Below are 24,165 nucleotides of genomic sequence, written 5' to 3' on the forward strand. Positions count from 1 at the left end.
GGGGAGATAGGCGCCGAGATCGCGGCCCGCGTTCCTCTCCCCTGCGGGAGAGGAAGAGAAATCAGCATCTTAGCCGCAGGCTAAGTGCTAGATTTCTCAGGAGAGGGGCTCGTAAACTTATCGTTGGAAACCGAGACGCCCGCCGGGAACTGGCGGGCGCCTCGGCATTATTCGGCGGCCATCGGAAGGTCGCGATGGTCGTCGAAGAGCTCGCCCTGATTGCCAGAATGATTGGCGGGCTGGTTTTCGTCTTCCTTCGTCTTCGGCTCGCGGCCGAAGAACAGGGCATAGCCGGCGGGCAGGACCAGGATGGTCAGCACGGTCGCGACCAGGATACCGCCCATCATAGCATAGGCGAGCGGTCCCCAGAACAGGCCCCAGGAAATCGGGATCAGAGCCAGCACGGCGGTCATCGCGGTGAGCATGATCGGACGGAAGCGGCGGACGGCCGCGCCGACGATCGCTTCCTGCCTGTGCATGCCCGCCGCGATATCCTGGTCGATCTGGTCGATGAGGATGATCGAGTTGCGGATGATGATGCCGAGCAGCGCGATGACGCCGAGGATCGCGACGAAGCCGAAGGGCGCGCCGGTGATCAGGAGCGCCATTGCCGCGCCGATGATGCCGAGCGGACCGGTGGCGAGCACCAGCATCGACTTGCCGAAATGCCTCAGCTGGACCATCAGGAGCAGCATGATGACGAGCAGCATGATCGGCGCCTTGGCGGCGATCGAGGCCTGGCTTTCGGCCGCATCCTCGGCACCGCCCTGGATTTCGATCTTGTAGCCTGCCGGCAATGCGGCACGCAGGTCGGCGATCGAGTTGTAGAAGTTGAGCGATGCCTGCGTCGCCTCGATGCCGTCGGGCAGCGTCGCCTTGACGGTGATCGTCGGCAGGCGGTCGCGGCGCCATTCGATACCCTGTTCGAGCACCGGCTCGACGCGGGCGATCTGCGACACCGGCACGAAGCCGCCGAAATCGGTCGGCACATAGACCGACTGCACGGCAGACAGCAGGTCGCGGGTCGCATCCGGCTCACGCACCACGACGGATACGGTTTCCTCGCCATCGCGGAAGTCGTTGATCGGGGCGCCGGCAGTTGCAGCCTGCAGCATCTGGCGGACCCGCTGCGACGAGACGCCGAGCGCACGGGCGCGGTCCTGGTCGATGACGAGCTTCATGCCCGGCACCGGCTCCATCCAGTCGTCGTGGATCGAACCGAACATTGGGTTCTGATAGTAGCGGTCCTTCACCTGGTCGGCGATGCGGCGCACTTCCGTCCGGTCAGGACCGACGACGCGCATCTGCACCGGCCAGCCGGTCGGCGGACCGAGGAACAGGCGGTCGACCTTGCCGCGCACGGTCGGAAAATCTTCGGCGAGGATCTTGCGCAGCTTGACGATCAGCCGCTCTCGCTCTTCCAGACCCTTGGACATGATCAGGAGCTGCGCATAGTTCGGGTTGCGGAGCTGCTGGTCGAGCGGCAGGAAGAAGCGCGGCGCGCCCTCGCCGATATAGGTGGCGACGAAGGTCTTGTCCTGATCAGGCAGCACGCGCTCTTCCAGCGCCTTGGCCTGGCGTTCGACCTCTTCGATCGCGGTGCCTTCCGGGAGCCACATGTCGACCAGGATTTCCGGACGCGAGGACTGCGGGAAGAAGCTCTGCGGAATGAACTGGAATGACCAGAGGCTGCCGGCGAAGATGCCGAGCGTCGCCAGAAGCACGATCGCCTTGTGACGCACCGACCAGGTCACGGCATGACGCACACCGCGATACATGCGGGTGTCATAGGCGTCGTGATGATGACCGGTGCCGGCATGGGCGCGCTGCTTCAGGATCATGTAGCCGAGCCACGGCGTGAAATAGACCGCCACGAACCACGACACCACGAGCGCGATGCCGACCACGTAGAACAGCGATCGGACATATTCGCCCGCGGTGGAATCCGCGAAGCCGACCGGAATGAAGCCGGCGGTGGTAATCAGCGTTCCGGTCAGCATCGGGAAGGCAGTGGAGGAATAGGCGAAGCTTGCCGCGTCGATGCGGCTCAGCCCCTCTTCCAGCTTTCTCTCCATCATCTCGACGACGATCATGGCGTCGTCGACCAAGAGGCCGAGCGCAATGATCAGCGCGCCGAGCGAGATGCGCTGCAGCTCGATGCCGAGATAATACATGATGGCGAGCGTGGCCGAGAGAACCAGCGGGATGGCGATAGCGATGACGATGCCGGAGCGCCAGCCGATCGAGATCAGCGACACGACGAGCACGATGATCAGGGCTTCCATCAGCGCCTGGGTGAACTCGCCGACCGCTTCGGTCACGACTTCCGGCTGATTGGCGATCTGCTGCACCTGCGCACCGACGGGCAGCGTTTCGGCAAAGCGCTTGTAGGTCTCCTCGACCGCGTGGCCGACATCGGTAACCTTGAAGCCGTTCGCCATCACGACGCCAAGCTGCACACTGTCATGGCCGTTGAAGCGGAACTTGCGCTGATACGGATCCTCGAGCCCTGCCTTGACGGTGGCGATATCGCCGAGCCTGTAGACCTGGTCACCGGACCGGATGCGCAATTCGCGGATGTCTTCCGGCGTCATCACGTCGCCTTCGACGGAGATGCGCACCGAACGGTCGGCAGTCTGCACGGTGCCGGCGGGGTCGACGGTGTTCTGCCCGGCAATCGCATCCCGGATGGCGGTCACAGTCAGGCCGCGTTCGGCCAGCGCCTTGGACGAGACGTCGATGAAGATCTTTTCCGGCTGGTCGCCGAGGATGACCGCCTTCTCGACACCGGGCGTGGCGATCAGCATGTCGCGGGCCTGGATCGCAAAATCCTTGAGTTCGGGATAGCTGTAGCCCTCGCCCATGATGGCGTGGAGCGTGATGTAGGTATCGCCGAATTCGTCGTTGAAATAGGGGCCAAGCAGGCCGGACGGCAGGTCCTGCCTGATATCGCCGACCTTCTTGCGCACCTGGTAGAAGGCGTCCGCCACCTCTTCGGCATTGGTGTCGCCCTTGACCTGGATCGTGGTGATGGCGATGCCGGCGCGGGTATAGGATTTGACCCAGTCGAGATGCGGAGTTTCCTGCAGCTTGCGCTCGATCTTGTTGACGACCTGGTTCTGCATGTCCTGAACGGACGCGCCGGGCCAGACGCTCTGCACCACCATGACGCGGAAGGTGAAGTCGGGATCTTCCTTCTGGCCCATGTTCATGACGCCGAGCGCGCCCATGACGATGATGAGGCCGAACAGGAAGCGCGCGATGCTCGGATGGCCGATTGCCCAGCGCGACAGGTTGAAGCCGCCCTTTTCCTTTTGCTTCTGCAACGGATCGGCGGGCTGATGGGGAGAGGAGCTCATGGTCTCAGATCCTTTTCAGTGCCGGTATCAGGGCTGGATGGACGCGGTGGACTGGCTGGAAACGCTGCCGAAGCGCGACGCGACCGTTTCGGGAAGCCTGACCTTCAGGCCCTCCTTCATGAACTGCGTACCGGCCGAGACGACGAGATCGCCGTTGGAAATGCCTTCGGAAACGCGCACGCCGTCGTCGTTATAGCCGGCGACCACGACCGGGCGGGAACTGACTTCCCCTTGTCGCGATCGACCACCCAGACGACCGACTTGCCGTCCTTCTGGGCGAGAGCCGCAAGCGGCAGGCCGAAGGCCGGCGCCGCATTGTCTTCCGCCGCGGTGATCGTCGCGGTCGTGCCGAGCAGCACGCGATCGTCGACCGGCAGGCTGACGCGAACGGCAAAGGTGCGCGACTGGGCGTCGGCGCTGCCGGCGACTTCGCGAACCTTGCCTTCGAGCGAAAGATCACGGGCGGACCAGAAGCCGGCCTTCACCGTCTTGCCGGGCTTGAAATGGGCGATATCCATTTCCGGCACCGCGATCTGCACTTCCTTTTCGCCATCGACGGCGACGGCGACGACCGGCGAACCGGTGCTGACCACTTGGCCGACATCGGCGCTGACCGTGGTGACGATGCCGGCATGGGTGGCCTTCAATTCGGTATAGGCGACCTGGTTCTTCGCCTGCTCGAGTGCCGATTCAGCCGACTGGAGCTGCGACTGCGCCTGGTCGGCGGCAAGCTGCGCCTGTTCGAGCTGCGACTGGGGCGTGACGTTCTTCTGCGCCAGCGTTTCGGCGCGGCGAAGCGCGAGGCCGGTAATATCGACCTGCTTGCCGGCCGCCGTGAGATCGGCATCGGCCTGGCGAACGGCGAGTTCGTAATCGACGGCATCGAGCCTTGCGAGAACGGTACCGGGCTGAACCCGCTCGCCGACATCGACGAGACGTTCGGTAATCTTGCCGGCGACGCGGAAGCCGAGGTTCATCTCGGTGCGCGCCCGGACGGAGCCGGAATAGACGAAGGTGCGCCCGGCATCGGGGCCGGCAACCTGCACGACCTTGACCGGCCGCACCGGATCGGGCGCCTCAACTTTCTTCTTCTCTTCCGAGCATGCGCTCAGCGCACCAAGCGCCAGAGCGAAAAGGAGGCCCTTCGAAAGGGATGCAAAACGTCCAGTCACGATCGAAGACATTGTCTTCACTCCACGCGATGCGTTGATCATGGCACCCGTGAGGTGCCGGTTTGTTAAGTCAGGTTGCGTTTTATGTCGGCTCTATTTCAGAGCTCTAAGGGCGAAATCGACGAGATCGGCCGGCACCGTCCTCCGGTTCTCGATCAGGCATTCCGCGATGATCTGCGGGTGACAGAGGGTCACGATGCAGTCGCAAAGACATTCGGCGGCGAAATCGGCGTCCTGGTCGCGAAACTCGCCACTGGCGATCCCTTCGCGCACGAGACCGGCCACGATGGTTCGCAGCTTCATGATATGGTCTTCGACGACCGACCATTGCTCCTGGATGGCGACGACCACCATCTCATGAACCTTGTTTTCGTGCAGCAGCGTCTCGACGGTGATCTGGTGCTGCTGCAGGAAATGGTCGCGCAGCCGCTCCGTGGCGCTAACCGGGCGCTTGGCGTTGATGACCGCGACATCGCGGCTCGCCGCCAGCATGCGGCTTGCCAGCGCCTTGTGGATCTCCGCCTTCGACGAGAAGAACCGGTAGATATTGGCCGGCGACATGCCGAGATCCTTGGCTATGTCGGCAACATTCGTCTTGGAATAGCCGTAGTGCTTGAACAGGCGCTCGGCCGCATCGAGGATGCGATCGACGTTTTCCTGCTTTACCGGATCCATCTGGCTGGCGTTATCCACTGAAGCCTCACGATTTACGACTGACGAATTTCAATTTTCGTCAGTCGTAAATCGTGAGCATATATTTGTCAACCACTCCAGCGTGTTTTCCTTGTCTCTAATGTAATGTACTGGCATGGAACAATTGTCAGGTTCGTGCATTAGGTTGGGTTGTCGCTCGGGGCGGAGCGGAGGGGGCACGCATTGCATGATAAAAAGACAGGACGTTTCCCTGCTCGACCAGGAACGCTATCGACTTCTCGTCGACGCGATCACGGACTATGCCATCTACATGCTCGACCCATCGGGCAAGATCGCCAGCTGGAACGCCGGCGCGCAGCGCTTCAAGGGCTATGAAGCCTCCGAAATCCTCGGCGAACATTTTTCCCGTTTCTATACCAACGAGGACCGCCTCGCCCGCATGCCTGAAAAGGCACTTGAGACGGCGGCAACCATGGGCCGTTACGAGCATCAGGGCCTGCGCGTGCGCAAGGACGGCACGACCTTCTGGGCCCATGTAATCATCGACCCCATTTGGGACCGCGCCGGCCATCTGCTCGGCTTTGCCAAGGTTACCCGCGACCTGACCGAGCGCAAGAAGGCGGAAGCCGAACTGCGGCTGAGCGAGGAGAAGTTTCAGCTTCTCGTCAACGGCGTTACCGACTACGCGCTCTACATGCTGGACCCGGATGGTCACGTGACCAACTGGAATGCAGGCGCGGCACGGATCAAGGGCTATGCCGCGGAAGATGCGATCGGCAGCCACTTCTCCCGCTTCTACACGCCGGAAGACCAGAAGAAGGGCGAGCCTGCCCGCAATCTCGATATCGCCCGGCGCGATGGCCGCGTCGAGCGCGAGGGCCTGCGCCAGCGCAAGGACGGCACCACCTTCTGGGCCCATGTCGTCATCGACGCCATCCGCGACGAGACCGGCCAGCTTCTCGGCTTTGCCAAGATCACCCGCGACGTGACGGAAAAGGTCGAAGCGCAGAAGGCGCTGGCGAAAACCCGCGAAGAGCTGTTCCAGGCGCAGAAGATGGAGGCAATCGGCCAGCTCACCGGCGGCATTGCCCATGACTTCAACAATCTTCTGATGGCGATCATGGGCAGCCTCGAAATGCTGCGCAAGCGCATGCCCGACGACCCGTCGCTGACACCGCTTCTCTTGAACGCCCTGCAGGGGCCGAACGCGGCGCGGCGCTGACCCAGCGCATGCTCGCCTTCTCCCGCCGGCAGGAACTCAACATGACACCGGTCGACGTGCCGGCGCTGGTTGACGGCATGATGGATTTCCTCGAACGCTCTCTCGGCTCATCGCTCCGGATAGAAGCGGATTTCCCAGGCGAGCTGCCCAAGGTCCTGACCGACGCGGTGCAGCTGGAAACCGCAATCCTCAATCTCGTCGTCAATGCCCGCGACGCTATGCTGCAGACGACAACGCATGGCGGAGTGATTACGGTCAGCGCCGAGCGCCATGATGTTGCCGAAGATGGCGATAAATTGCGGGTGGGCGACTATCTGCGAATATTCGTACGTGATACCGGCGAGGGCATGGACCCCGAGACGGTCGCGCGTGCCGCGACACCGTTCTTCACCACCAAGGGGATCGGCAAGGGAACAGGACTGGGGTTATCCATGGTGCAGGGACTGACGGAACAATCGGGCGGCAGGCTGTCGATCGACAGCGTGAAGGGCGAAGGCACGACGATCTCGCTCTTTCTCCCGACCGTAGACGAAGAGGATTGCCCGGGCGAGAAGGCCGCATCTTCAGACACGTCCGAAAAGATCGGCGACCGCCCGCTCAAGGTGCTTGCCGTGGACGACGACGCCCTAGTGCTGATGAACACGACGATGATGTTGGAGGATCTCGGTCACCAGGTGACCGAGGCTTATAGCGGCCCGGAGGCACTGAACGCGCTGAAGGCCGCCGAAAACGGCATCGACCTCGTCATCACCGACCATTCCATGCCGCGCATGACCGGCGCGGAACTGGCCGCCGAGATCGCCCGCGAATGGCCGGGCCTGCCGGTCGTGCTCGCGACCGGTTACGCCGAACTGCCCGACGGCAGCGGCAACCACCTGCCCCGCCTGCCCAAGCCCTTCAGCCAGACGCAGCTGAGCGATATCATCGCCAGCGTGACCGGCACCGCCGGCTGAGCCTGCATCAGCCGAACCGACTGAATCGGCCGCCCGTGTGAACCAATGGACGGCGACGCGCGTTGTTCTCTCGTTCTGACAGGGAGAATGGACATGGTCTTCAAGCATCCGCAATTTCACGAGACCGCGCCGGAGATCGAAGTCGAATTTCCGGCCCACGCCGCGCTGGAGGGCGCCGTTTCCGATGCCCTCGCCTCCGCAGGTGGCATAGAGGCGGCGGAGATCGCGGTAACCGCCAGCGGCACGACGATCACCCTGACCGGCATGGTCGCCCGCCAGCAGGAAGTCGCCCGTGCCGAGGAAGTGGCACGCAGCGTCGAGGGCGTGACCGAGGTGAGGAACGAGATCAAGGTTGCCGGGGATGACCAGATGCGGCGGGGGATTTGAGCAAAGGCCGGCATGCAGCCGCATCCGCCGCGTTTTCCACGCCATCCTGATCTGAAAGCCGATGTAAATTGTCGAGCAGCTTCGTCCGTGCGAAGCAGGCGTTACCTGGCCCGAAAAATCGGATAAAGGGACGCGACGAGCATCAGCGCCATGGCAACGTTGAAGACCCGCAACCAGATGGGTTTTGACAACACGCCTCTGAGGGCGGTTCCGACCGCGGCCCAGGCAATGATGCAAGGCGCATTTACGATAGAGAAGAGGATGGTCACGAGCACGGCTTTGGCGAGAAAACCGTCCGCTTGCGTGTAGGTCGCGATCGCTCCGATCGCCATGATCCATGCTTTCGGATTCACCCACTGGAAGGCAGCAGCCTGCATGAAGGTCAAGGGCACACGCCTGCCGCGATCCGCCTCCGACACGCCCGAACCGGCTATCTTCCAGGCAAGATAAATCAGATAGGCGGCCCCAACATATTTCATCGCGTCATGCAGGATAGGCAACGCTTCGAATACTCCGCCCAGCCCCAGGCCGACAGACAGGATCAGCACGGCAAAACCGATGTTGACGCCGAGGATATGTGGCACCGATGCCTTCAAGCCGAAGTTCACGCCCGAAGCGAGCAACATGGCGTTGTTCGGACCCGGCGTTATCGACGTCACGAATGCGTAAGCGAGGAAGGCAAGAATGAGCTCGTGTGTCATGGGCAGCAATATCGGTGTGATTGATCATTGACTGCGAGAATAGACATGGGACACTTTTTGAAAATATCGATTAGTGTACCGTGACACTTTTGGAGCCTGCTATGAAGCTGGGGTCAACCTGGACGCCCCGACTGGCCGAAATACCCGTCTCGACATCCGATAAACTGACCGCGGCGCTTATCGAGGATATTGCGGGTGGCCTGATCGGCCCGGGCGATCGCCTTCCTGCCCATCGCGAGCTCGCCTGGCACCTCAAGGTCAGCGTCGGCACGGTAACGAAAGCCTATGCTGCACTGGCGCGACGAGGCCTCGTGAGATCCTTCCATGGCAGGGGCATGTTCGTTGCGGCTACGTCGCAGGCAACGCGGCCACTCATCGACCTGAGCATCAATGCACCGCCGCAGATGCTAAGCGACCGTCTTCTCTCCGCGGCCCTCGAAACTTTGGCGCGGCGCTTGGATGCAGGCATGTTTTCGGCCTATACGCCAGCCGCAGGCCGCCCCGAACATCGCTTGCAGATGGCTCGCTGGCTGAGCGGCACCGGCCTTGTCTGCCGCCGGGAAAACATTCTCCTCACCAATGGTGCTCAGCAGGCTCTGGCGATTGCCTTTGCCGTCGCGGCCACGCCCGGAACGACAGTCTTCACCGAAGCGTTCACCTATCCTGGAGCATTGCTGATTGGCCGTCGCGCCGGCCTTAAACTTTGCGGCATCGAGATGGACGAACAGGGCATGACCGCCGACGCCTTGGACAAGGCCCTCACGGAAGACAAGTCCTCACGCCAGGTTGTCTATATCACACCGACACTGCAGAACCCGACCACCGCCACGATGAGCGTTATGAGGCGCGAGGATATTGTCCGTGTCTGTCGAGATCATGATGCAATCATTGTGGAAGACGACGTCTACAGCGTGTTCACGCCCCCGGATCATTTACCACTGGCGACGATGGCACCGGAGAGGACCTTTCACGTCACCGGCTTTTCCAAGATCTTGAGCCCGGGTCTGCGTATCGGTGCACTGGTCGCTCCGGACTGGGCAATCGGTGAAGCAGAATCATGCCTGCAAGCAAGCAGCACGATGGCCGCTCCCTTGTCCGCTGCCATCATGGAACTGTGGCTGTCTGATGGAACAGCCGCGTCTGTCGCATCCACCATTCGGCTCGAAGCGGCAAGACGTGCAGGCCTCGCTGCTCGAATTCTTTCGCGACATTGCACGATAAGAAACGGCAACGGCTTTCATCTATGGCTGCCGATGCCGACCGAAAAGGCGGAAGAACTCGTCGCGCGCGCCGCCACCTGCGGTATATTGCTGATGCCCGCTGCCGCACCGCTAACGGATCCCACCCGGCAGGCAGGCGGGATCCGCGTCAGTCTCGGCGGACCATCACCTGATCAGTTGACCGCTGCGCTGGCGGCGCTCGAAGAGCTTTTACGAGCGCCGCCGAGACCCTCCATCTAGTTACCGAGGCAGCGCATACGCGATCACGTAATCGCCCGGCTTCGTTCCGACCGAGCCGTGACCACCTGCGACGATCACCACGAACTGGCGGCCGTCTTCCACCGCATAGCTCATCGGCGTCGCCTGGCCACCAGCCGGAAGGCGGGCTTCCCAGAGCTGCTTGCCGTCGGTGAGGTCATAGGCGCGCAGATAGTCGTCGACCGCCGCACCAAGGAAAGCGACGCCGCCCTTGGTGATCATCGGGCCGCCGATGCCCGGCACGCCAACCTTGAACGGCAGCGGCAGGGGCGTCATGTCACGCACGGTGCCGTTGCGGTGCTTGTAGGCGATCTTGCCGGTGCGAAGGTCGACACCGGAGACATAACCCCATGGCGGCGCCTGGCAGGGAATGTTCAGCGGGCCGAGGAACGGTCCCATGAAGACGCCGTAGGGCGCGCCGTCATTGCGGTTCAGCCCCTGTTCGGAACCCTTCTCGTCCTGGCCCTTCGGCGGGATGTCGGCGCGCGGCACGAGCCTGGAGGTAAAGGCGAGATAGGTCGGCATGCCGAACATCACCATCCGCTCCGGATCGACCGCGACCGAGCCCCAGTTGAACGTGCCGAAATTGCCCGGATAGACGATCGTGCCGTTGAGCGAAGGCGGCGTGTACTGGCCCTCATAGTTCATCTCTTCGAGCCGGATGCGGCATACCATCTGGTCGAACATGGTGACGCCCCACATGTCCCGGCCCTCGAGCGTGCGCGGGCGGAAATTGAGCGCGGAGATCGGCTGCGTCGGAGAGGCGTGATCCTCGGGGATCGTGCCGCCCGGTGCGGGCTGTTCGGTCACCGGGATGATCGGCTCGCCGGTGCGACGGTCGAGCACGTAGATGTCGCCCTGCTTGGTCGGACCGACGAGTGCGGGAACGACAGAGTTGTCGGACTTGGTGATATCGAGCAGAACCGGTTGTGCCGGCACATCCATGTCCCAGAGGTCATGATGCACGGTCTGGCGCACCCAGCGATCGGCACCGGTATTGATGTCGAGCGCGACGATGGACGACGAGTATTTCTCGACATTTTCCGACCGACCCATGCCGAGCTGGTCGGGCACCTGGTTGCCGAGCGGCACATAGACGAGACCGAGCGCCTCGTCGACCGACAGGACCGACCACGCATTCGGGGAATTGGTCGTATAGGTCTGCCCTTCCGGCAGCGGCTGGGTCTGTGTCGGATTGCCCGAATCCCAATTCCAGATCAGCTCGCCCGAATTGACGTCGAAAGCGCGGATGACGCCCGACTGTTCCTCGGTCGAATAGTTGTCGTTGACGGCACCGCCGATGATGATCTTGTTGCCGACGATAACCGGCGGCGATGTGGAATAATAGTAGCCGGCCGGCTTGTGCGGCATGCCGTTTTCCAGATGCAGCGTGCCGTTATCGGCAAAGGATGGGCATACCTGGCCATTGGCCGCATCGAGCGCGATCAGGCGCGCGTCGGAAGTGGGCAGGTAGACGCGTTCGGCGCAGGGCGTGCCGGGCCGGGCTGCCTGGTCCTTGTAATAGCTGACGCCGCGGCAGGTCTGATGCTGGCGATCCGGGTTCATGCCGGAATTGCTGTCATATTTCCAAACCTGCTTGCCGGTCGTCGCGTTGATGGCGATCGCCCAGTTGTGCGGCGTGCAGAGATAGAGATTGTCGCCGATCTTGAGCGGCGTCACCTGATAGGTGGTTTCACCCACATCGTCCGGCAGCTTCACGTCGCCGGTCTGGTAGCGCCAGACTTCCTGAAGGTTCGCGACATTCTCGACATTGATCTGGTCGAGCGGCGAATAGCGCTGGCCATAGGGCGTGCGGCCATATTGATGCCACTCGCCATCCGGCACGTTGCCGCCGAGAGCAGGCGCTGCGGCCACCTTCTCTTCCGGCAGGTCGCCGCTTTGATCCAGAGGGTCGAAGAACATCGAGACGATCGCAACAACGATCGACAGGGCAACGGCGGCGAGAAGCGGCTTGGCGGTTGCGCCATAGCGGGCACCCGTCGGGCTGATGAAGCCGAGCGGGCGGCGGATCCAGGGCGTCAGCAGCCAGAGGCCGAGCAGGATGACCACCCCGCCCCGCGGGCCGAGCTGCCACCAATCGAGCCCGACTTCCCAAAGCGCCCAGACGAGCGAGAGGATGACGATGACGGCATAGACATGCAGCGCCAGCGCTTTGCGCGCGAAGAGCAGTACGGCGGTGACAAGAAAGCCGAGGCCGCAGAGCAGATAGTAAATGCTGCCGCCGAGTGAGAGGAGATAGCCACCGCCGAGCGTGAGCGCGAGGCCCATCAGCGCGATGATGATTGCGGTAATGCGAATAGCCATTGGGAAACCCTGCCTGGAACAGAACGATGCGGCCCGAGTGATCCCGCCTACCTCCCCGGCGACGTCGAATGACGTCTTTGTCGCGCCACGGAACCCACTCTACGGCGTAATTTAGGCGGAACACATGGAAAGGACAGAGGTTCGGCGATTGAAAACAACAGGATCATCCAACAACCGCAAGCGACGGCTATTAAGGTTTACGGGAGGTGGCAGTCTTGAAAACCGTCAATAAACTCTAGGTTTCTCTGACCACCCATCGCCGTGCCCCGCTGCGACCGATCCCGCAGCCCGACGCGTCTTACGGTCCGCCCGGGCCGAATGTTTTGAAGACGATCGAAGATTTCGGAGCAATGCATGCCTTATGAACTTTATTACTGGGACGGCATCCAGGGCCGCGGCGAATTCGTGCGGCTGGCGCTGGAGGATGCAGGCGTCAAGTATCTCGACAAGGGTCGTACTTCGCCCGGCGCCCAGACGATGATGGAATACCTGAAAGGTGGCCATGCGCATGAACAGATGCCGTTCGCCCCGCCTTTCCTGAAGGACGGCGACCTGGTCGTCTCCCATGTCGCCAACATTCTGTTTTATCTAGGCCCGAAGCTCGGCTTGGTACCAAACGACGAAGCGGCACGCTATTTTGCCAATGGCTTGCAACTGACGATTACCGATTTCGTTGCCGAAGTGCACGACACCCACCATCCGATCAGCACCGGCGATTATTACGAGGAGCAGAAAGCGGAGGCAAAAGCCCGCTCGACCTCCTTCATCAAGGACCGTATTCCGAAATTCCTCGGCTATTTCGAGAGGATCATCGCCAAGAACCCGGAAAAGAGCGGCTTCGCCCTTGGCAAGCAGCCGAGCTATGTGGATCTGTCGCTGTTCCAGGTGATGGAGGGACTGGCCTATGCCTTCCCAAAGGCGATGAAGGCGGTTGCCGCGGATTATCCGAAGCTCGCCGCTTTGCGTGACGTGGTGGCCAAACGCCCCAATGTCGAAACCTATCTCGGTTCCTCAAGACGTCTGGCCTTCAGCGAGTCCGGGATTTTTCGTCACTATCCCGAACTCGATATCGATTAGGTCGGAACCTGATTATTCGATGACGGCGCAGGCCAGTCGCTTGCCGGCATTGCCGGCCGGCTGGCCGGAATAGTCATCCGGGTTGGCGTGGATCATCAGCGCCCTGCCCGTAATGCCGTTGTCGCCCTTGCCGAGCGTCACGGCCGAATTGAAGACCTGTGCCCTCAGGGTGCCATCGGCCGGGACGTACTGGTTGGGCATGTCGCCCGCATGCGGTCCGTTTTCAGACTCGTAGCCGTGATCCGCCTTGGTCGGATTGAAGTGCCCGCCGGCGGAATCGTAATGGGTCATGGCATCGCAGCTGCCCATCTCATGGACATGGAACGCCACCCACTTGTCGGCTGGCAGCCCGTTGATCTCGATCGAAATCAGCACGCCGGATTTCGTACCCGTTAGCTCCGCCGTTCCGATCTCCTTGCCGTCTTCGCCGGTAAAGGTCGCCTTGCCCTTTTGCGCTTCCTGCGACATCGCCAATCCGGGCACGGCGATCAGCGCCGCGGTCAGAGCCGTAAGCATATATTTCATCATCTTCTCCTTGGGGCCTCCTTTTCGAGGTTTATCCGGCGTCTTCGCCCAGTTCCTGAAGGATCTGGTGGCGAGCTCGGTTCAGCCGGCTTTTGACGGTGCCGACGGCGCAGTCGCAGATCTCGGCGGCTGCCTCGTAGCTCTCGCCGAGGATCGCCACGAGCGTCAGGACCTCGCGGTAATGGGGGAAGTTTCTGCAGCGCCCTCTGCACTTCGTGCGCCCGCGCCGTCATCTCCTGCGTCGCCGCCATCGGCGCGTCGCCGGACACGTTTTCCTCAAGGCCCGGCGCCTCGCGGCCGAGAACCTTTGAGCGTGTGTAGAAGGTGTTGCGCATGATCGTGAACAGCCACGACTTCAGCTTCGTGCCGCGCTCGAACTTGTCGAGATTGGCGAGCGCCTTCAACAGCGTTTCCTGGACGAGATCGTCTGCATCGGATGAATTGCGGCAGAAGGTACGGGCAAAAGCACGGAGAGCCGGGATCAGCCTTACTATGTCTGCACGTGCAGGATCACCATTCAACTGTGGCTCTGACACCGTTGCCTACCTCTCCTCAGTCTCTTCCGGCGGGATGGACGGTGGCAAACGGATGGATGCGCGATTTGGTTCCGCAAGTCGGGCGGGCGTCCGCCAGCGTACGGAACAAAGAAGCGCGTAGGCCGGTTGATAGGCTTTCGAGGAGGATGAGTATGGCTCCGCGTGCGAACTGGAAAGGTTACCTGAAGATCGGTGAACTGAGCTGCCCTGTGGCGCTCTTCACCGCTGCCTCCACGTCCGACCGCGTCAGCTTCAACATCATCAACCGCAAGACCGGCAATCGTGTCAGCCGCCAGATGGTCGACGCCGATACCGGCCGCGAGGTGGACCGTGACGACATCGTCAAGGGCTACGAGGTTTCGAGCGGCGAATACGTCTTCCTCGAACCCGAAGAGATCAAGGATGCGGTTCCCGACAGCGACAAGACGCTGGAGATGGAGCACTTCATCCCTTGCGACGGGATCGACACCATCTTCCTCGACCGGCCCTATTATCTCGCGCCGGCCGACAGGCCCTCGGCGGAGATGTTCGAATTGATCCGGGCCGCTCTGAAGGAAAAGAAGGTGGCAGCACTGGCGAGCACGGTGCTGTTCCGGCGCATGCGGACATTGCTGATCCGCCCGAGCGACCAGGGAATGATCGCCAGCACCCTGACCTTCGATTACGAGGTGAGGCCCGCCAAGGAAATCTTTTCCGGCATCAAAACCTTCAAGATCGAGGGGAGATGCTGGATCTCGCAAAGCACATCATCGACACCAAGCGCGGCAAGTTTGATCCTGAAAAATTCGACGACCGCTACGAGGCGGCACTGTCCGAGCTGATCAAGGCGAAGATCGAGGGTCGCAAGCCGAAAAAGAAGGCGGCGCCGAAACCGCAGAAGGTGACTAGCCTGATGGATGCGCTACGCCAGAGCGCCGGCTCATCCTCGGGCAAGAAGACTTCGGCGAAGAAGAGCACGACGAAATCCCGCAAGGCGGCCACGCCGCAAAAGAAGGCGAGCTGATCCATGGCGCTCGAAACCTATAACAAGAAGCGCGATTTCAAGCTCTCCCCGAGCCACAGGGAAAGGTTTCTCGCACCCGCAAGGCTAAGGGCGTCGGAAACAGCTTCGTCATCCAGAAACACGATGCCACCCGGTTGCATTATGATTTTCGCCTGGAAATGGACGGTGTTCTGAAAAGCTGGGCGGTCACCCGCGGGCCGAGCCTGTCGCCCGGCGAAAAGCGGCTGGCCGTGCATGTCGAGGACCATCCGCTCGATTACGGTGGCTTCGAAGGGACCATTCCCAAGGGCAATTACGGTGCAGGCGCGGTGATGCTGTGGGACCGCGGCAGCTGGGAACCGATCGGCGATCCGCACAAGGCCTACAAGAAAGGCCATATGGAATTCGAGCTGAAGGGCGAGAAGCTGGAAGGACGCTGGCATCTCGTCCGCATGGCAAAGAAGGATGGCGAGAAGCGCGAGAACTGGCTGCTGATCAAGGGCGAGGACGAGTTCGCCCGTGCCGATGGCGACGAGGACATTCTCGATGAGCTGCCGCTTTCGGTGAAGACCGGCAAGAGCCTCGACGAGATCTGGGGCCGTGCTCCGGCGCGCAAGACGGCCGTCAAAAAACCGCCGGGAGCAAGACCAAGCCTGCGCCTAAAACCGCCGACGACGCGAAAGTCGCGAAGGGTTCGAAGAAGGCGAAGATGCCGGACTTCATTGAGCCGCAGCTCGCAACGCTGGTGAAGTCCGCGCCCTCCGGCAAGCGTTGGCTCCACGAGATCAAGATCGACGGCTATCGGCTGCAGGCGCGCATCGACAATGGCGAGATCAGGCTGTTGACCCGCACCGGCCTGGACTGGACCAAGAAGTTTGGCAGCGACATCATCGCAGAACTCAAGAAGCTTCCGGCCAAAAATGCCATTATCGATGGCGAGCTGGCGGTCGAGGCAGGCTCGGGCGCCACCGATTTCTCCCTGCTGCAGCAGGATCTGAGCGAGGGCGTGGCCGACCGTTTCACCTTCTTCGCCTTCGACCTTCTCTATCTCGACGGCCGGGACATGACGGGTGCGAAGCTGACTGATCGCAAGGAAACACTGCAGGCACTTCTGGCAGGCGCCGGCGCAGCCCTTCGCTACAGCGAGCATTTCGGCGATGAGGGCGGGCTTGTGCTGAAACATGCCTGTCGGCTGAGCCTTGAGGGCATCATTTCCAAGGTCGCCGATGCGCCCTATCGCTCCGGCCGCGGCAAGGACTGGGTGAAATCGAAATGCACGGCGCGGCAGGAATTCGTCGTCGCGGGCTTTGTCCCCTCCTCCGTTGACAAACAGGCGATCGGATCGCTCGTGATGGGCTATTACGACAAAGGTAAGCTGCGCCATGCCGGGCGCGTCGGCACCGGCTATTCCGCCACCGTCGCGCGGTCCCTGTTCAAGCGTCTGGAGGCGATCAGCACCGATGGCAGCCCGTTCGGCGAGACGCTGACGGGATTGGAAAAGAAGGACGTCGTTTTCGTCGAGCCGATCTCGGTGGCCGAAGTGGAATTCCGTGGCTGGACGGCGGATGCCCATATCCGGCATGCTGCTTTCCGGGGTCTTCGCGAAGACAAAGACCCGAAGGATATCGTCCGGGAGAAGACCGGCATGTCGGAACCTGAAGCACAGAAGCCGCCGAAGCGATCGGTGACATTAACCCATCCCGACCGGCTGTACTGGCCGGATGCAGGCGTGACCAAGGCCGGGCTTGCCGACTATTACGCCGAGGTCTGGCGGCTGATGGCACCCTTCGTCGTCAATCGGCCGCTGGCCCTTCTGCGCGGGCCGGACGGCATCGGCAACGAGGGCAAGGCAAAGCAGCTCTTCTTCCAGAAGCACGGCTGGAAGGGCATGACCAGCAAGGCCGTGCTGGTGAAGGACCCGGCGGACAAGGCCGAGGAATATATCGCGATCCGCGATCTCGACGGCCTGCTCGGCCTCGTCCAGGGTGCGACGCTCGAAATCCACCCCTGGGGCTCGACGCTGGACGATTGGGAAAAGCCGGACATGGTCAATATCGACCTCGACCCCGGCGACGGCGTGCCCTGGACCGCGACGATCGCCGCCGCCCACGAGGTGAAGGCCCGTTTCGAGGCCATGGGGCTGACCGCCTTCGTCAAGACATCAGGTGGCAAGGGTCTGCATGTCGTAGCGCCTTTGAAACCGAAGGCCGAATGGCCGGAAGTAAAAGCAGCCATGAAGGCGCTTGCCGACGGCATGGCCGGTGACGATCCCGACAAATATGTCTCGACCATCACGAAGTCGAAGCGCAAGGGCAAGATCCTGATCGACTATCTGCGGAACGGCCGCGGCAACACGGCGGTGGCGCCCTATTCCACCCGCGCCCGCCCCGGCGCCCCGGTCTCCATGCCGATCGCCTGGGACGAGCTCGGCGGTGCCATCGGCCCCAACTACTTCACCGTCAACAACACCCCTGCCCGCATCGCCCAGCAGGCGAGCGACCCATGGGCGGATTTCCGCAAGGCGGCGGTGGTGATGCGCTGAAGCGCAAAGCTCGTCCCGATCCGCCCTTGCTTCGCCGAATCGGAACGAGCCTCTTCACCTCTATACTAGGCTATCGCCCTGAGCTTGGCTGCCGCCTTGGCGCGTGCCTTGCGCGCGATGCTCTCGGCGAATAACGGCGTCTCGCGGCTGTTATGGTCGCCACCTGCCGCCTGGCGGGCAGCAGCAGCCTGTTCGAAGGTCTGGCCATGCTCCGCAATGAAGGTCATGAAGGCATCGGTCGGATGGCAGGTGACTCGGTTGGTATAACGCGTGCGATTGCCGTCGATCGCTTCGGCGATCAGTTCCCAGATGACGTTGACCTGCGTGCGGGCGCCTGTCGGGGTGAAGACATCGGAGATCGAGTTCATGCGGCAATAGGAGGGCGTTGCCTCCTCGGCCACATAGTGTTGAACGACGAGGCCGGTACCGATCATCTCGACATTGATCGACATCCGAAGACCGTCGTCTGTCGTGGTTGAACCGGCAGAGATGTGATCGGGAGGGCAGCAACGCTGATATTCGGCTTCCGGCAGGTTGAAGAGCCAGTCGGCAATGTCGATCTGGTCAAGAGGTACATCGATCTCATGCGAATAGGCTGATTGGGAAAGGAACTTGTCGGTTAGGATTTTCATGGTCTCGACCTTCGAAATGGTCGCCGCTTCGGCCAATGCCCCGATGGTGAATGGTTCTGAAAAAAGAGCTGGAGCGCGAGTGTGGCGATCGTGTTGCAAGCAGACGGCTGTTCTGCTCGATGACAAACTTGTCACCCGGCTTGGCTGATCTCAATTATTCGTGGGGTTTTCGACACCATACGTCGGTTTATTCAGATAGACCGACGTATTCAACTTAATCGCGCATCGGATTGACGAAGCTCTACTTTTTCTGCGATCCCCGCTCCGCCTCCAGGCTCTTCTTCAGTGCCGCGGTAATATCGATGACGTTGCTCTTGCGTTCCGGGGCCTTGTCCTCGACCTTCTTCGTCTTTCGGCCCTTCTTGCGTTTGGCGATCATGGCGAGAAGCTTGTCCTGCACCGGATCCTCGGCCATGGACGGGTCCCATTTGGCGGTCTGGGCTTCGATCACCTTCTTCATCAGTTTCAATTGGTCCGGCGCAACCTTGGTCTTCGGCTTCTCCGCGGCGTAGTCTTCAGCGTCCCGCACCTCGTCGCCGTAGCGCAGCGTCCACACGACAATGCCCTTATCCTTGGGAAGCAGCAGCACAGCGCGTTCGCGGCGATACATTACCAGCCGCGCGATGCCGGCGGTCTTGGTCTTCGCCATCGCCTCGCGGATGACGGCGAAAGCTTCCGCGCTCACCTCGTCGTCCGGGGCGAGATAATGGGGCCGGTCGTACCAGACCCAGCCGATACTGTCGGCCGCAACAAAGGTCTCGATGTCGATCGTGCGGGTGCTTTCCAGCCCGACATCCTCGATCTCGTCGTCTTCGAGCAGGACATAGTCGTTCTCGCCCTTCTCGTAGCCCTTCACCTGATCATCGTCATCGACCGGCTTGCCGGTGACGGCGTCGACATATTGATTGAGCACGCGGTTATGGGTCTTGGAATTGATGTTGTGGAAGCGGACCTTGGCACCCTCCGATACGGCCGGCGTCATCGTCACCTTGCAGGTGACGAGCGAGAGCTTGAGATAGCCTTTCCAGAACGGCCGCGGCGCCACGGGCATGCCTCCTGCGTTTCGATGTCCGGATAACCCTCCGTACCGAAGCTTGGTTCCGGAACAAAGCCTGCGGGCTGCCCGTTTTGCCTGCAGCAATTCAAGGAGACAGACCATGGGTAACAACAGCACGCCCAACCCCGGCCATCCCGGCAAGGAGAAAAAGTCGAGCAGTCGGCGCGCAAAAAGGGCCAGAAGGCAGATCTGGATGAACAGTTGAACGAGGGGCTTGAGGAAACATTCCCGGCGAGCGACCCGGTTTCGACGGCAACCACCGCCATTCCCGCAGGCACGCCGAAGCCGCCGAAGCCGCCCAAGCATTAGGATGGCTTCGACCTCAAATTCGAGAAGGCGGCAGCTGTAAGGCGGGCCGCCTTTCTCCGTTTCTATCCGTTTGTATTCACCTGTGACATTTTCGGGATTTCCGAAGACGACGGACTTGCTGTATTGATGTCTAAAGTATGGTTCAGGACTGGGTTACGGCCGCCAATTCGGCGCCGCGTACTTCAGAGGTCGGGATGGCGAAACAGGGCGCTCAGGTGGATGAGCGAGAGGCGAGAATGGGACGTCGCGTCAGTGGCAAGGTCTCGGTATTGCTGACGGAGATCGAAAAGGAAGAAGTTCCCGATCGCCTGCTGGAGCTTGCACGCAAGCTGCAGGATGCCTTGAACGGCAAGATGGGCGGTTGAGGGACGCCGCCTTAGCCTCAGTCCCCGACATTCTCAAGTTTTGCCCACTATTTTTGAACCAGCACAATCGTGTCGATCCGTACCCGGCCATCAACGATTTCTCGCTCACCATCGGCCTCAAACCGCCCACTCGTGTCTTCGATCACGGTGTAGAGCTTGTCGCTGCGAAACGCGCTTGCATCCCTCGTTGAATTTCCTTCCGAAGGCGCCGCATCGATCTCGGTGAAATCCAGTTCGGCCTCACTTGCGACAAGCCGGGCGTCACCGGGGGTTCTCGCACGGACAACCACCTCGCCATGCGGCGGAGAATTCTGCCACGCAGGATCATCATTGGCCGCGGCCGGTACGAGGCGATAAATTTTCAACTGCTCTTTCATCATCAGACACCTGTTTTCTCATGGTTCGCGAACCTTGAGAGTAAACCGCAGCCTTTACGTTCGGTTCCGTACCAAGCCGAACATGCCTCCCGAACATGAGGAACTTTAATCCCTACGCCCTGTTAGACGGTCGCAACCATCCAACCATGACGAACAGGGAGAAACCGACATGGCAACCAAGACGCTGGACGATCTGTTCCACGAGACGCTGAAGGACATCTATTATGCCGAGCGTCAGATCGTGAAGGCGCTGCCGAAGATGGCGCGCGGGGCGCAGGACCCGAAACTCAAAGCTGCGTTCGAAACCCACAAGGAAGAGACGGAGGGCCAGATCGAACGGCTGAAACAGGTGTTCGAGATCATCGGCAAGCGCGCCCAGGGCAAGACCTGCGATGCGATCGAGGGCATCCTGTCCGAAGGCGAAGAGGTGATGGAAGAGTTCAAGGGCACACCAGCACTCGACGCCGGTCTTCTCGCCGCAGCCCAGGCCGTCGAGCATTACGAGATCAGCCGCTATGGCACTTTGCGCGCCTGGGCCGAACAGCTGGGCATGAAGGACGTGGTCAAGCTGCTGGACGAGACGCTGAAACAGGAAGCAAAGACCGACGAGCTGTTGACCGGACTTGCCGAAAGCGCCGTCAACATCGCGGCGAAGAAAGCCGCCTGACGGGGCGTGAAATCAGACGCCATGAATGACGAAAGCCCGGTCGTACCGGGCTTCTTGCTAAAGCATGTCTCCCGAAAGTGGCTCCGGTTTCGGGATAAGACATGCGAAAAAACAAAGAGCTAAAGCGTGAGAGCGAACCCGAAGGATCGCGACACGCTTTAGATGACCTAACCGCAGTATTCAGCGATGGGCGATCGTTCCCGAGTTCGGCGACTGGATCGCACCAACCGCATGGATCGGCGTCATGTTGCCGTTCAGGCCCTGACGGCGGAAGATCTTCGTCTCGTATCCGCCATGGTTGCGCAGCTGGGCACGGGCAGCCTCGAGTGCCAACTCGTAAGTGTGATAGGATGACGCGGATTGAACGCCATCAATCACGTAGACCCATCCGGTTACATGAGGCATGATATCGCAGTAGTTCTGCATTGTGAGTGTCTCCTTCCCGAAAACGGAAACCTCGATCGACGGGGAAAGTTCCTGGGTCGGAGAAGTATTTCCGCAACGCCACTCACGGGACGTTGCGAACTGTAATATTTTCGCGGAACTTTTCCGCATTGCACGCGTTTTGTTGTTTGGGCGAATGGAGACGACGATGGCGGCCTCAGAAGAAGAGTGGATCAGACATAGAGCCTATCAGCTATGGGAGCAGGAGGGATATCCTTCCGGCAAGGATCAGGAGCATTGGGAGCGGGCAAAACTTGAATACGCCCTGCTCAAGCCGGCAGCCACGGAGAAGGGCAAGTCCGGACGCAAGGCTTCCGGCGTAAGTCCTCCCGAAGCGACGGCTCCTGCGACAAAGACATCCTCAAAGACGAAAAAGCCCGCTGCCAAGACAGCGGCTCCCAAGGCGGCAAAGCCCGCATCTTCAAAGTCTTCCGCGGTGAAACCGGCCCCGGCCGACAAGGCCGAGAGCAAGGCAAAGCCCCCGCTGCTGCCGCTTCCGCGACACCTGACCAGACCAAAAAGCGCCCGAAAAAGACCGTGCCCAAGAAGGCCGCCGCGGAATAGGCTCAACGCCGTCCCGCTACTTGCCCTTTCGGGCTTGATCGCCAATCGTGGCCGGCATTTTTTTGCCGGACACATGTCTTGTTTGGATTAGCGATATGATTTTAGCATTCGGCATGCAGACAGATTTTTCCGGGCGATCGTTCTCCTATCGTCGCCCCCTGCAGCTTGCTCCTCTATCGCTTGGCCACGATCACGAAATTACGCGGGGACCGGGGCTGTGAGCGCTTATCTTTCCGTAGATCCGCACAATACACGGCGATTTAATCGCGTAGCGTCGAGCACGTCTGCTGCCAAGGGAAAACATGCCGATATGAAAATTCTGTCCGTGACGTCGGAAATCTATCCACTGATCAAGACCGGTGGATTGGCCGACGTTACGGGTTCGCTGCCAAAGGCCCTTGAGCCGCTCGGTATTCAGACGACATCCATGGTTCCCGGATATCCGAGAGTGATGAAGGCGCTCGGCAGCGCCACGCAGCTTATGGTGTTCGAAGATCTGCTGGGTGAACGCGCTACCTTGCTGCATGCCGAGGTGGAGGGTCTCGATCTCCTCGTCCTCGATGCTCCGACCCTCTATGACCGGCCGGGTGGCCCCTATGTCGACCAATATGGCGAGGATCACCCGGACAACTGGAAGCGCTTTGCCGCCCTGTCGCTCGCGGCAGCCGAAATAGCCGGCGGCGCACTGCCGGGCTGGGTGCCTGATGTCGTCCATACCCATGACTGGCAGACGGCCATGACCTCGGTCTACATGCGCCAAGCAGGCTGCATGATACCCGTCGTCATCACTATCCATAACCTCGCCTTCCAGGGGCAGTATTCCGCCGACCTGCTGCCCTATATCGGCCTGCCGAAAGAGGCCTATTCGCTCGACCGGCTGGAATATTTCGGCGATATCAGCTTCCTCAAGGGCGGCCTGCAGACGGTGGATGCGATCACCACGGTCAGCCCCACCTATGCGCGCGAGATCCTCACGCCGCGCTTCGGCATGGGCCTCAACGGCGTTCTGAACGAAAAGGTGTCGGCGCTGCGCGGCATCGTCAACGGCATCGATCTCGATGTCTGGGACCCGGCCACCGACCCCTACCTGCCGCAGAATTTCGACATTACCAGCCTGCGCCGCAAGCGCGACAACCGCGCCCCGCTGCTCGAGCATTTCGGCCTTGAGCCGGATGATGGCGGGCCGATATTCTCTGCCGTCAGCCGCATCGCCTGGCAGAAGGGCATAGACATGCTGGCCGAGACCGCCGACGAGGTGATCCACAACGGTGGCCGCATCATCATTTTCGGCCAGGGTGACCACGCGATCGAGAAATCAGTGATGGAGACCGCTGCCCGCTATCCCGGCCGCATGGCGGTGCATGTCGGTTACGACGAGCCGACTGCGCACCTGATCCAGGGCGGATCGGACGCTATCGTCCAGCCCTCACGCTTCGAACCCTGCGGCCTGACCCAGCTTTACGCCCTGCGCTATGGCTGCGTACCGGTCGTCTCGCGCACCGGCGGCCTGTCGGAAACCATTATCGACGCCAATGATGCGGCCATGTCCGCCCGGGTCGCCACCGGCTTCCAGTTCCATCCGGTGACCGCCAATGGCCTGCGGCTGGCACTTCGCCGCGCGCTGCATGCCTATGAAGAGCCGAAAATGTGGGCGCGGCTGCAGAACCAGGGCATGAAGACGAAATTCTCCTGGGAACGCTCGGCCCAGCAATATGCTGCCGTGTATGACAACGTGATCAGGAAGACGAGCCAGCCCCAGGCATCGGGTCTGCGACGGCTGAAGTTCTGGTAACCGGCGAAAACGCGCCTATCCCTTTCCCAATCATGTTATCGGCCA

The 24,165-nt window shown here is 61.2% G+C and carries 15 protein-coding genes and 6 pseudogenes; 10 read left to right on the forward strand and 11 right to left on the reverse strand.

All coding sequences use genetic code 11. The features are described from left to right. Positions 1 to 167: 167 nt before the first annotated feature. The 3 genes and pseudogenes from N7E02_RS10620 to N7E02_RS10630 form a co-directional block, all read right to left on the reverse strand. Positions 168 to 3,359, reverse strand: coding sequence for an efflux RND transporter permease subunit (locus tag N7E02_RS10620; RefSeq protein WP_286581889.1), 3,192 nt, complete (start codon positions 3,357 to 3,359; stop codon positions 168 to 170). A 27-nt stretch (positions 3,360 to 3,386) separates the two neighbouring features. Beyond that, positions 3,387 to 4,543 (reverse strand): annotated as a pseudogene (locus tag N7E02_RS10625) (efflux RND transporter periplasmic adaptor subunit). An 81-nt stretch (positions 4,544 to 4,624) separates the two neighbouring features. Continuing rightward, positions 4,625 to 5,206, reverse strand: a complete 582-nt coding sequence (locus N7E02_RS10630; protein WP_286583758.1) for a TetR/AcrR family transcriptional regulator — start codon at positions 5,204 to 5,206, stop codon at positions 4,625 to 4,627. Between the two features lie 205 nt (positions 5,207 to 5,411). On the opposite strand from N7E02_RS10630, the pseudogene N7E02_RS10635 reads away from it, so the two are divergent. Both N7E02_RS10635 and N7E02_RS10640 read left to right on the forward strand, forming a co-directional pair. Continuing rightward, positions 5,412 to 7,360: pseudogene (locus tag N7E02_RS10635) on the forward strand (hybrid sensor histidine kinase/response regulator). A 93-nt stretch (positions 7,361 to 7,453) separates the two neighbouring features. Then, positions 7,454 to 7,747 (forward strand): BON domain-containing protein, encoded by a 294-nt coding sequence (locus N7E02_RS10640; protein ID WP_286581890.1) that lies wholly within the window; start codon positions 7,454 to 7,456, stop codon positions 7,745 to 7,747. Between the two features lie 101 nt (positions 7,748 to 7,848). Here the strand turns inward: N7E02_RS10640 and N7E02_RS10645 are convergent, their stop codons facing one another. Continuing rightward, the gene (locus N7E02_RS10645) at positions 7,849 to 8,448 is read right to left on the reverse strand and encodes a LysE family translocator (protein ID WP_286581891.1); all 600 of its coding nucleotides are present in this window, start codon (positions 8,446 to 8,448) and stop codon (positions 7,849 to 7,851) included. A 101-nt stretch (positions 8,449 to 8,549) separates the two neighbouring features. Here N7E02_RS10645 and N7E02_RS10650 point away from each other — a divergent pair, with 101 nt between their 5' ends. Further along, positions 8,550 to 9,908, forward strand: a complete 1,359-nt coding sequence (locus tag N7E02_RS10650; protein ID WP_286581892.1) for an aminotransferase-like domain-containing protein — start codon at positions 8,550 to 8,552, stop codon at positions 9,906 to 9,908. On the opposite strand, the gene N7E02_RS10655 is transcribed toward N7E02_RS10650, so the two are convergent. Further along, entirely contained in the window at positions 9,909 to 12,251 is a 2,343-nt protein-coding gene (locus N7E02_RS10655; RefSeq protein WP_286581893.1) for a glucose/quinate/shikimate family membrane-bound PQQ-dependent dehydrogenase, read from the reverse strand. Between the two features lie 354 nt (positions 12,252 to 12,605). Here N7E02_RS10655 and N7E02_RS10660 point away from each other — a divergent pair, with 354 nt between their 5' ends. After that, on the forward strand, positions 12,606 to 13,328 hold the full coding sequence (locus tag N7E02_RS10660; RefSeq protein ID WP_286581894.1) for a glutathione S-transferase: 723 nt from the start codon (positions 12,606 to 12,608) through the stop codon (positions 13,326 to 13,328). Positions 13,329 to 13,340: 12 nt separating this feature from the next. Here N7E02_RS10660 and N7E02_RS10665 read toward each other — a convergent pair whose 3' ends face one another. Both N7E02_RS10665 and N7E02_RS10670 read right to left on the reverse strand, forming a co-directional pair. Next, on the reverse strand, positions 13,341 to 13,853 hold the full coding sequence (locus N7E02_RS10665; protein WP_286581895.1) for a superoxide dismutase family protein: 513 nt from the start codon (positions 13,851 to 13,853) through the stop codon (positions 13,341 to 13,343). A 31-nt stretch (positions 13,854 to 13,884) separates the two neighbouring features. Then, a pseudogene (locus N7E02_RS10670) lies at positions 13,885 to 14,374 on the reverse strand (sigma-70 family RNA polymerase sigma factor). A gap of 167 nt (positions 14,375 to 14,541) precedes the next feature. Between N7E02_RS10670 and ku (N7E02_RS10675) the strand changes: the two are divergent. Together ku (N7E02_RS10675) and ligD are read left to right on the forward strand one after the other, a co-directional pair. Then, a pseudogene (ku, locus tag N7E02_RS10675) lies at positions 14,542 to 15,392 on the forward strand (non-homologous end joining protein Ku). Positions 15,393 to 15,395: 3 nt separating this feature from the next. Then, positions 15,396 to 17,913, forward strand: a pseudogene (ligD, locus tag N7E02_RS10680) (DNA ligase D). Positions 17,914 to 17,978: 65 nt separating this feature from the next. On the opposite strand, the gene N7E02_RS10685 reads toward ligD, so the two are convergent. Both N7E02_RS10685 and ku (N7E02_RS10690) read right to left on the reverse strand, forming a co-directional pair. Then, the gene (locus N7E02_RS10685) at positions 17,979 to 18,545 is read right to left on the reverse strand and encodes a hypothetical protein (RefSeq protein WP_286581897.1); all 567 of its coding nucleotides are present in this window, start codon (positions 18,543 to 18,545) and stop codon (positions 17,979 to 17,981) included. A 241-nt stretch (positions 18,546 to 18,786) separates the two neighbouring features. Then, positions 18,787 to 19,590 (reverse strand): non-homologous end joining protein Ku, encoded by an 804-nt coding sequence (gene ku / locus N7E02_RS10690; protein ID WP_286581898.1) that lies wholly within the window; start codon positions 19,588 to 19,590, stop codon positions 18,787 to 18,789. A gap of 515 nt (positions 19,591 to 20,105) precedes the next feature. Between ku (N7E02_RS10690) and N7E02_RS10695 the strand changes: the two genes are divergently transcribed. Continuing rightward, positions 20,106 to 20,276, forward strand: a complete 171-nt coding sequence (locus N7E02_RS10695; RefSeq protein WP_286581899.1) for a hypothetical protein — start codon at positions 20,106 to 20,108, stop codon at positions 20,274 to 20,276. Positions 20,277 to 20,323: 47 nt separating this feature from the next. On the opposite strand, the pseudogene N7E02_RS10700 reads toward N7E02_RS10695, so the two are convergent. Then, positions 20,324 to 20,647, reverse strand: a pseudogene (locus N7E02_RS10700) (hypothetical protein); the annotation flags it as partial. Positions 20,648 to 20,822: 175 nt separating this feature from the next. Here N7E02_RS10700 and N7E02_RS10705 point away from each other — a divergent pair. Next, positions 20,823 to 21,320, forward strand: coding sequence for a YciE/YciF ferroxidase family protein (locus N7E02_RS10705; RefSeq protein ID WP_286581900.1), 498 nt, complete (start codon positions 20,823 to 20,825; stop codon positions 21,318 to 21,320). Positions 21,321 to 21,500: 180 nt separating this feature from the next. On the opposite strand, the gene N7E02_RS10710 is transcribed toward N7E02_RS10705, so the two are convergent. Beyond that, on the reverse strand, positions 21,501 to 21,746 hold the full coding sequence (locus N7E02_RS10710; protein WP_286581901.1) for a DUF2188 domain-containing protein: 246 nt from the start codon (positions 21,744 to 21,746) through the stop codon (positions 21,501 to 21,503). 166 nt (positions 21,747 to 21,912) lie between these two features. Here N7E02_RS10710 and N7E02_RS10715 point away from each other — a divergent pair, with 166 nt between their 5' ends. Continuing rightward, complete coding sequence (locus tag N7E02_RS10715; protein ID WP_286583760.1) at positions 21,913 to 22,419, forward strand: DUF2934 domain-containing protein; 507 nt, start codon at positions 21,913 to 21,915, stop codon at positions 22,417 to 22,419. Positions 22,420 to 22,638: 219 nt separating this feature from the next. Beyond that, positions 22,639 to 24,120, forward strand: coding sequence for a glycogen synthase GlgA (glgA, locus tag N7E02_RS10720; protein ID WP_286581902.1), 1,482 nt, complete (start codon positions 22,639 to 22,641; stop codon positions 24,118 to 24,120). The last annotated feature ends 45 nt before the right edge of the window (positions 24,121 to 24,165 follow it).

Origin of the sequence: Terrirhizobium terrae (assembly GCF_030323265.1) — a bacterium.
Classification (GTDB): domain Bacteria; phylum Pseudomonadota; class Alphaproteobacteria; order Rhizobiales; family Rhizobiaceae; genus Neorhizobium.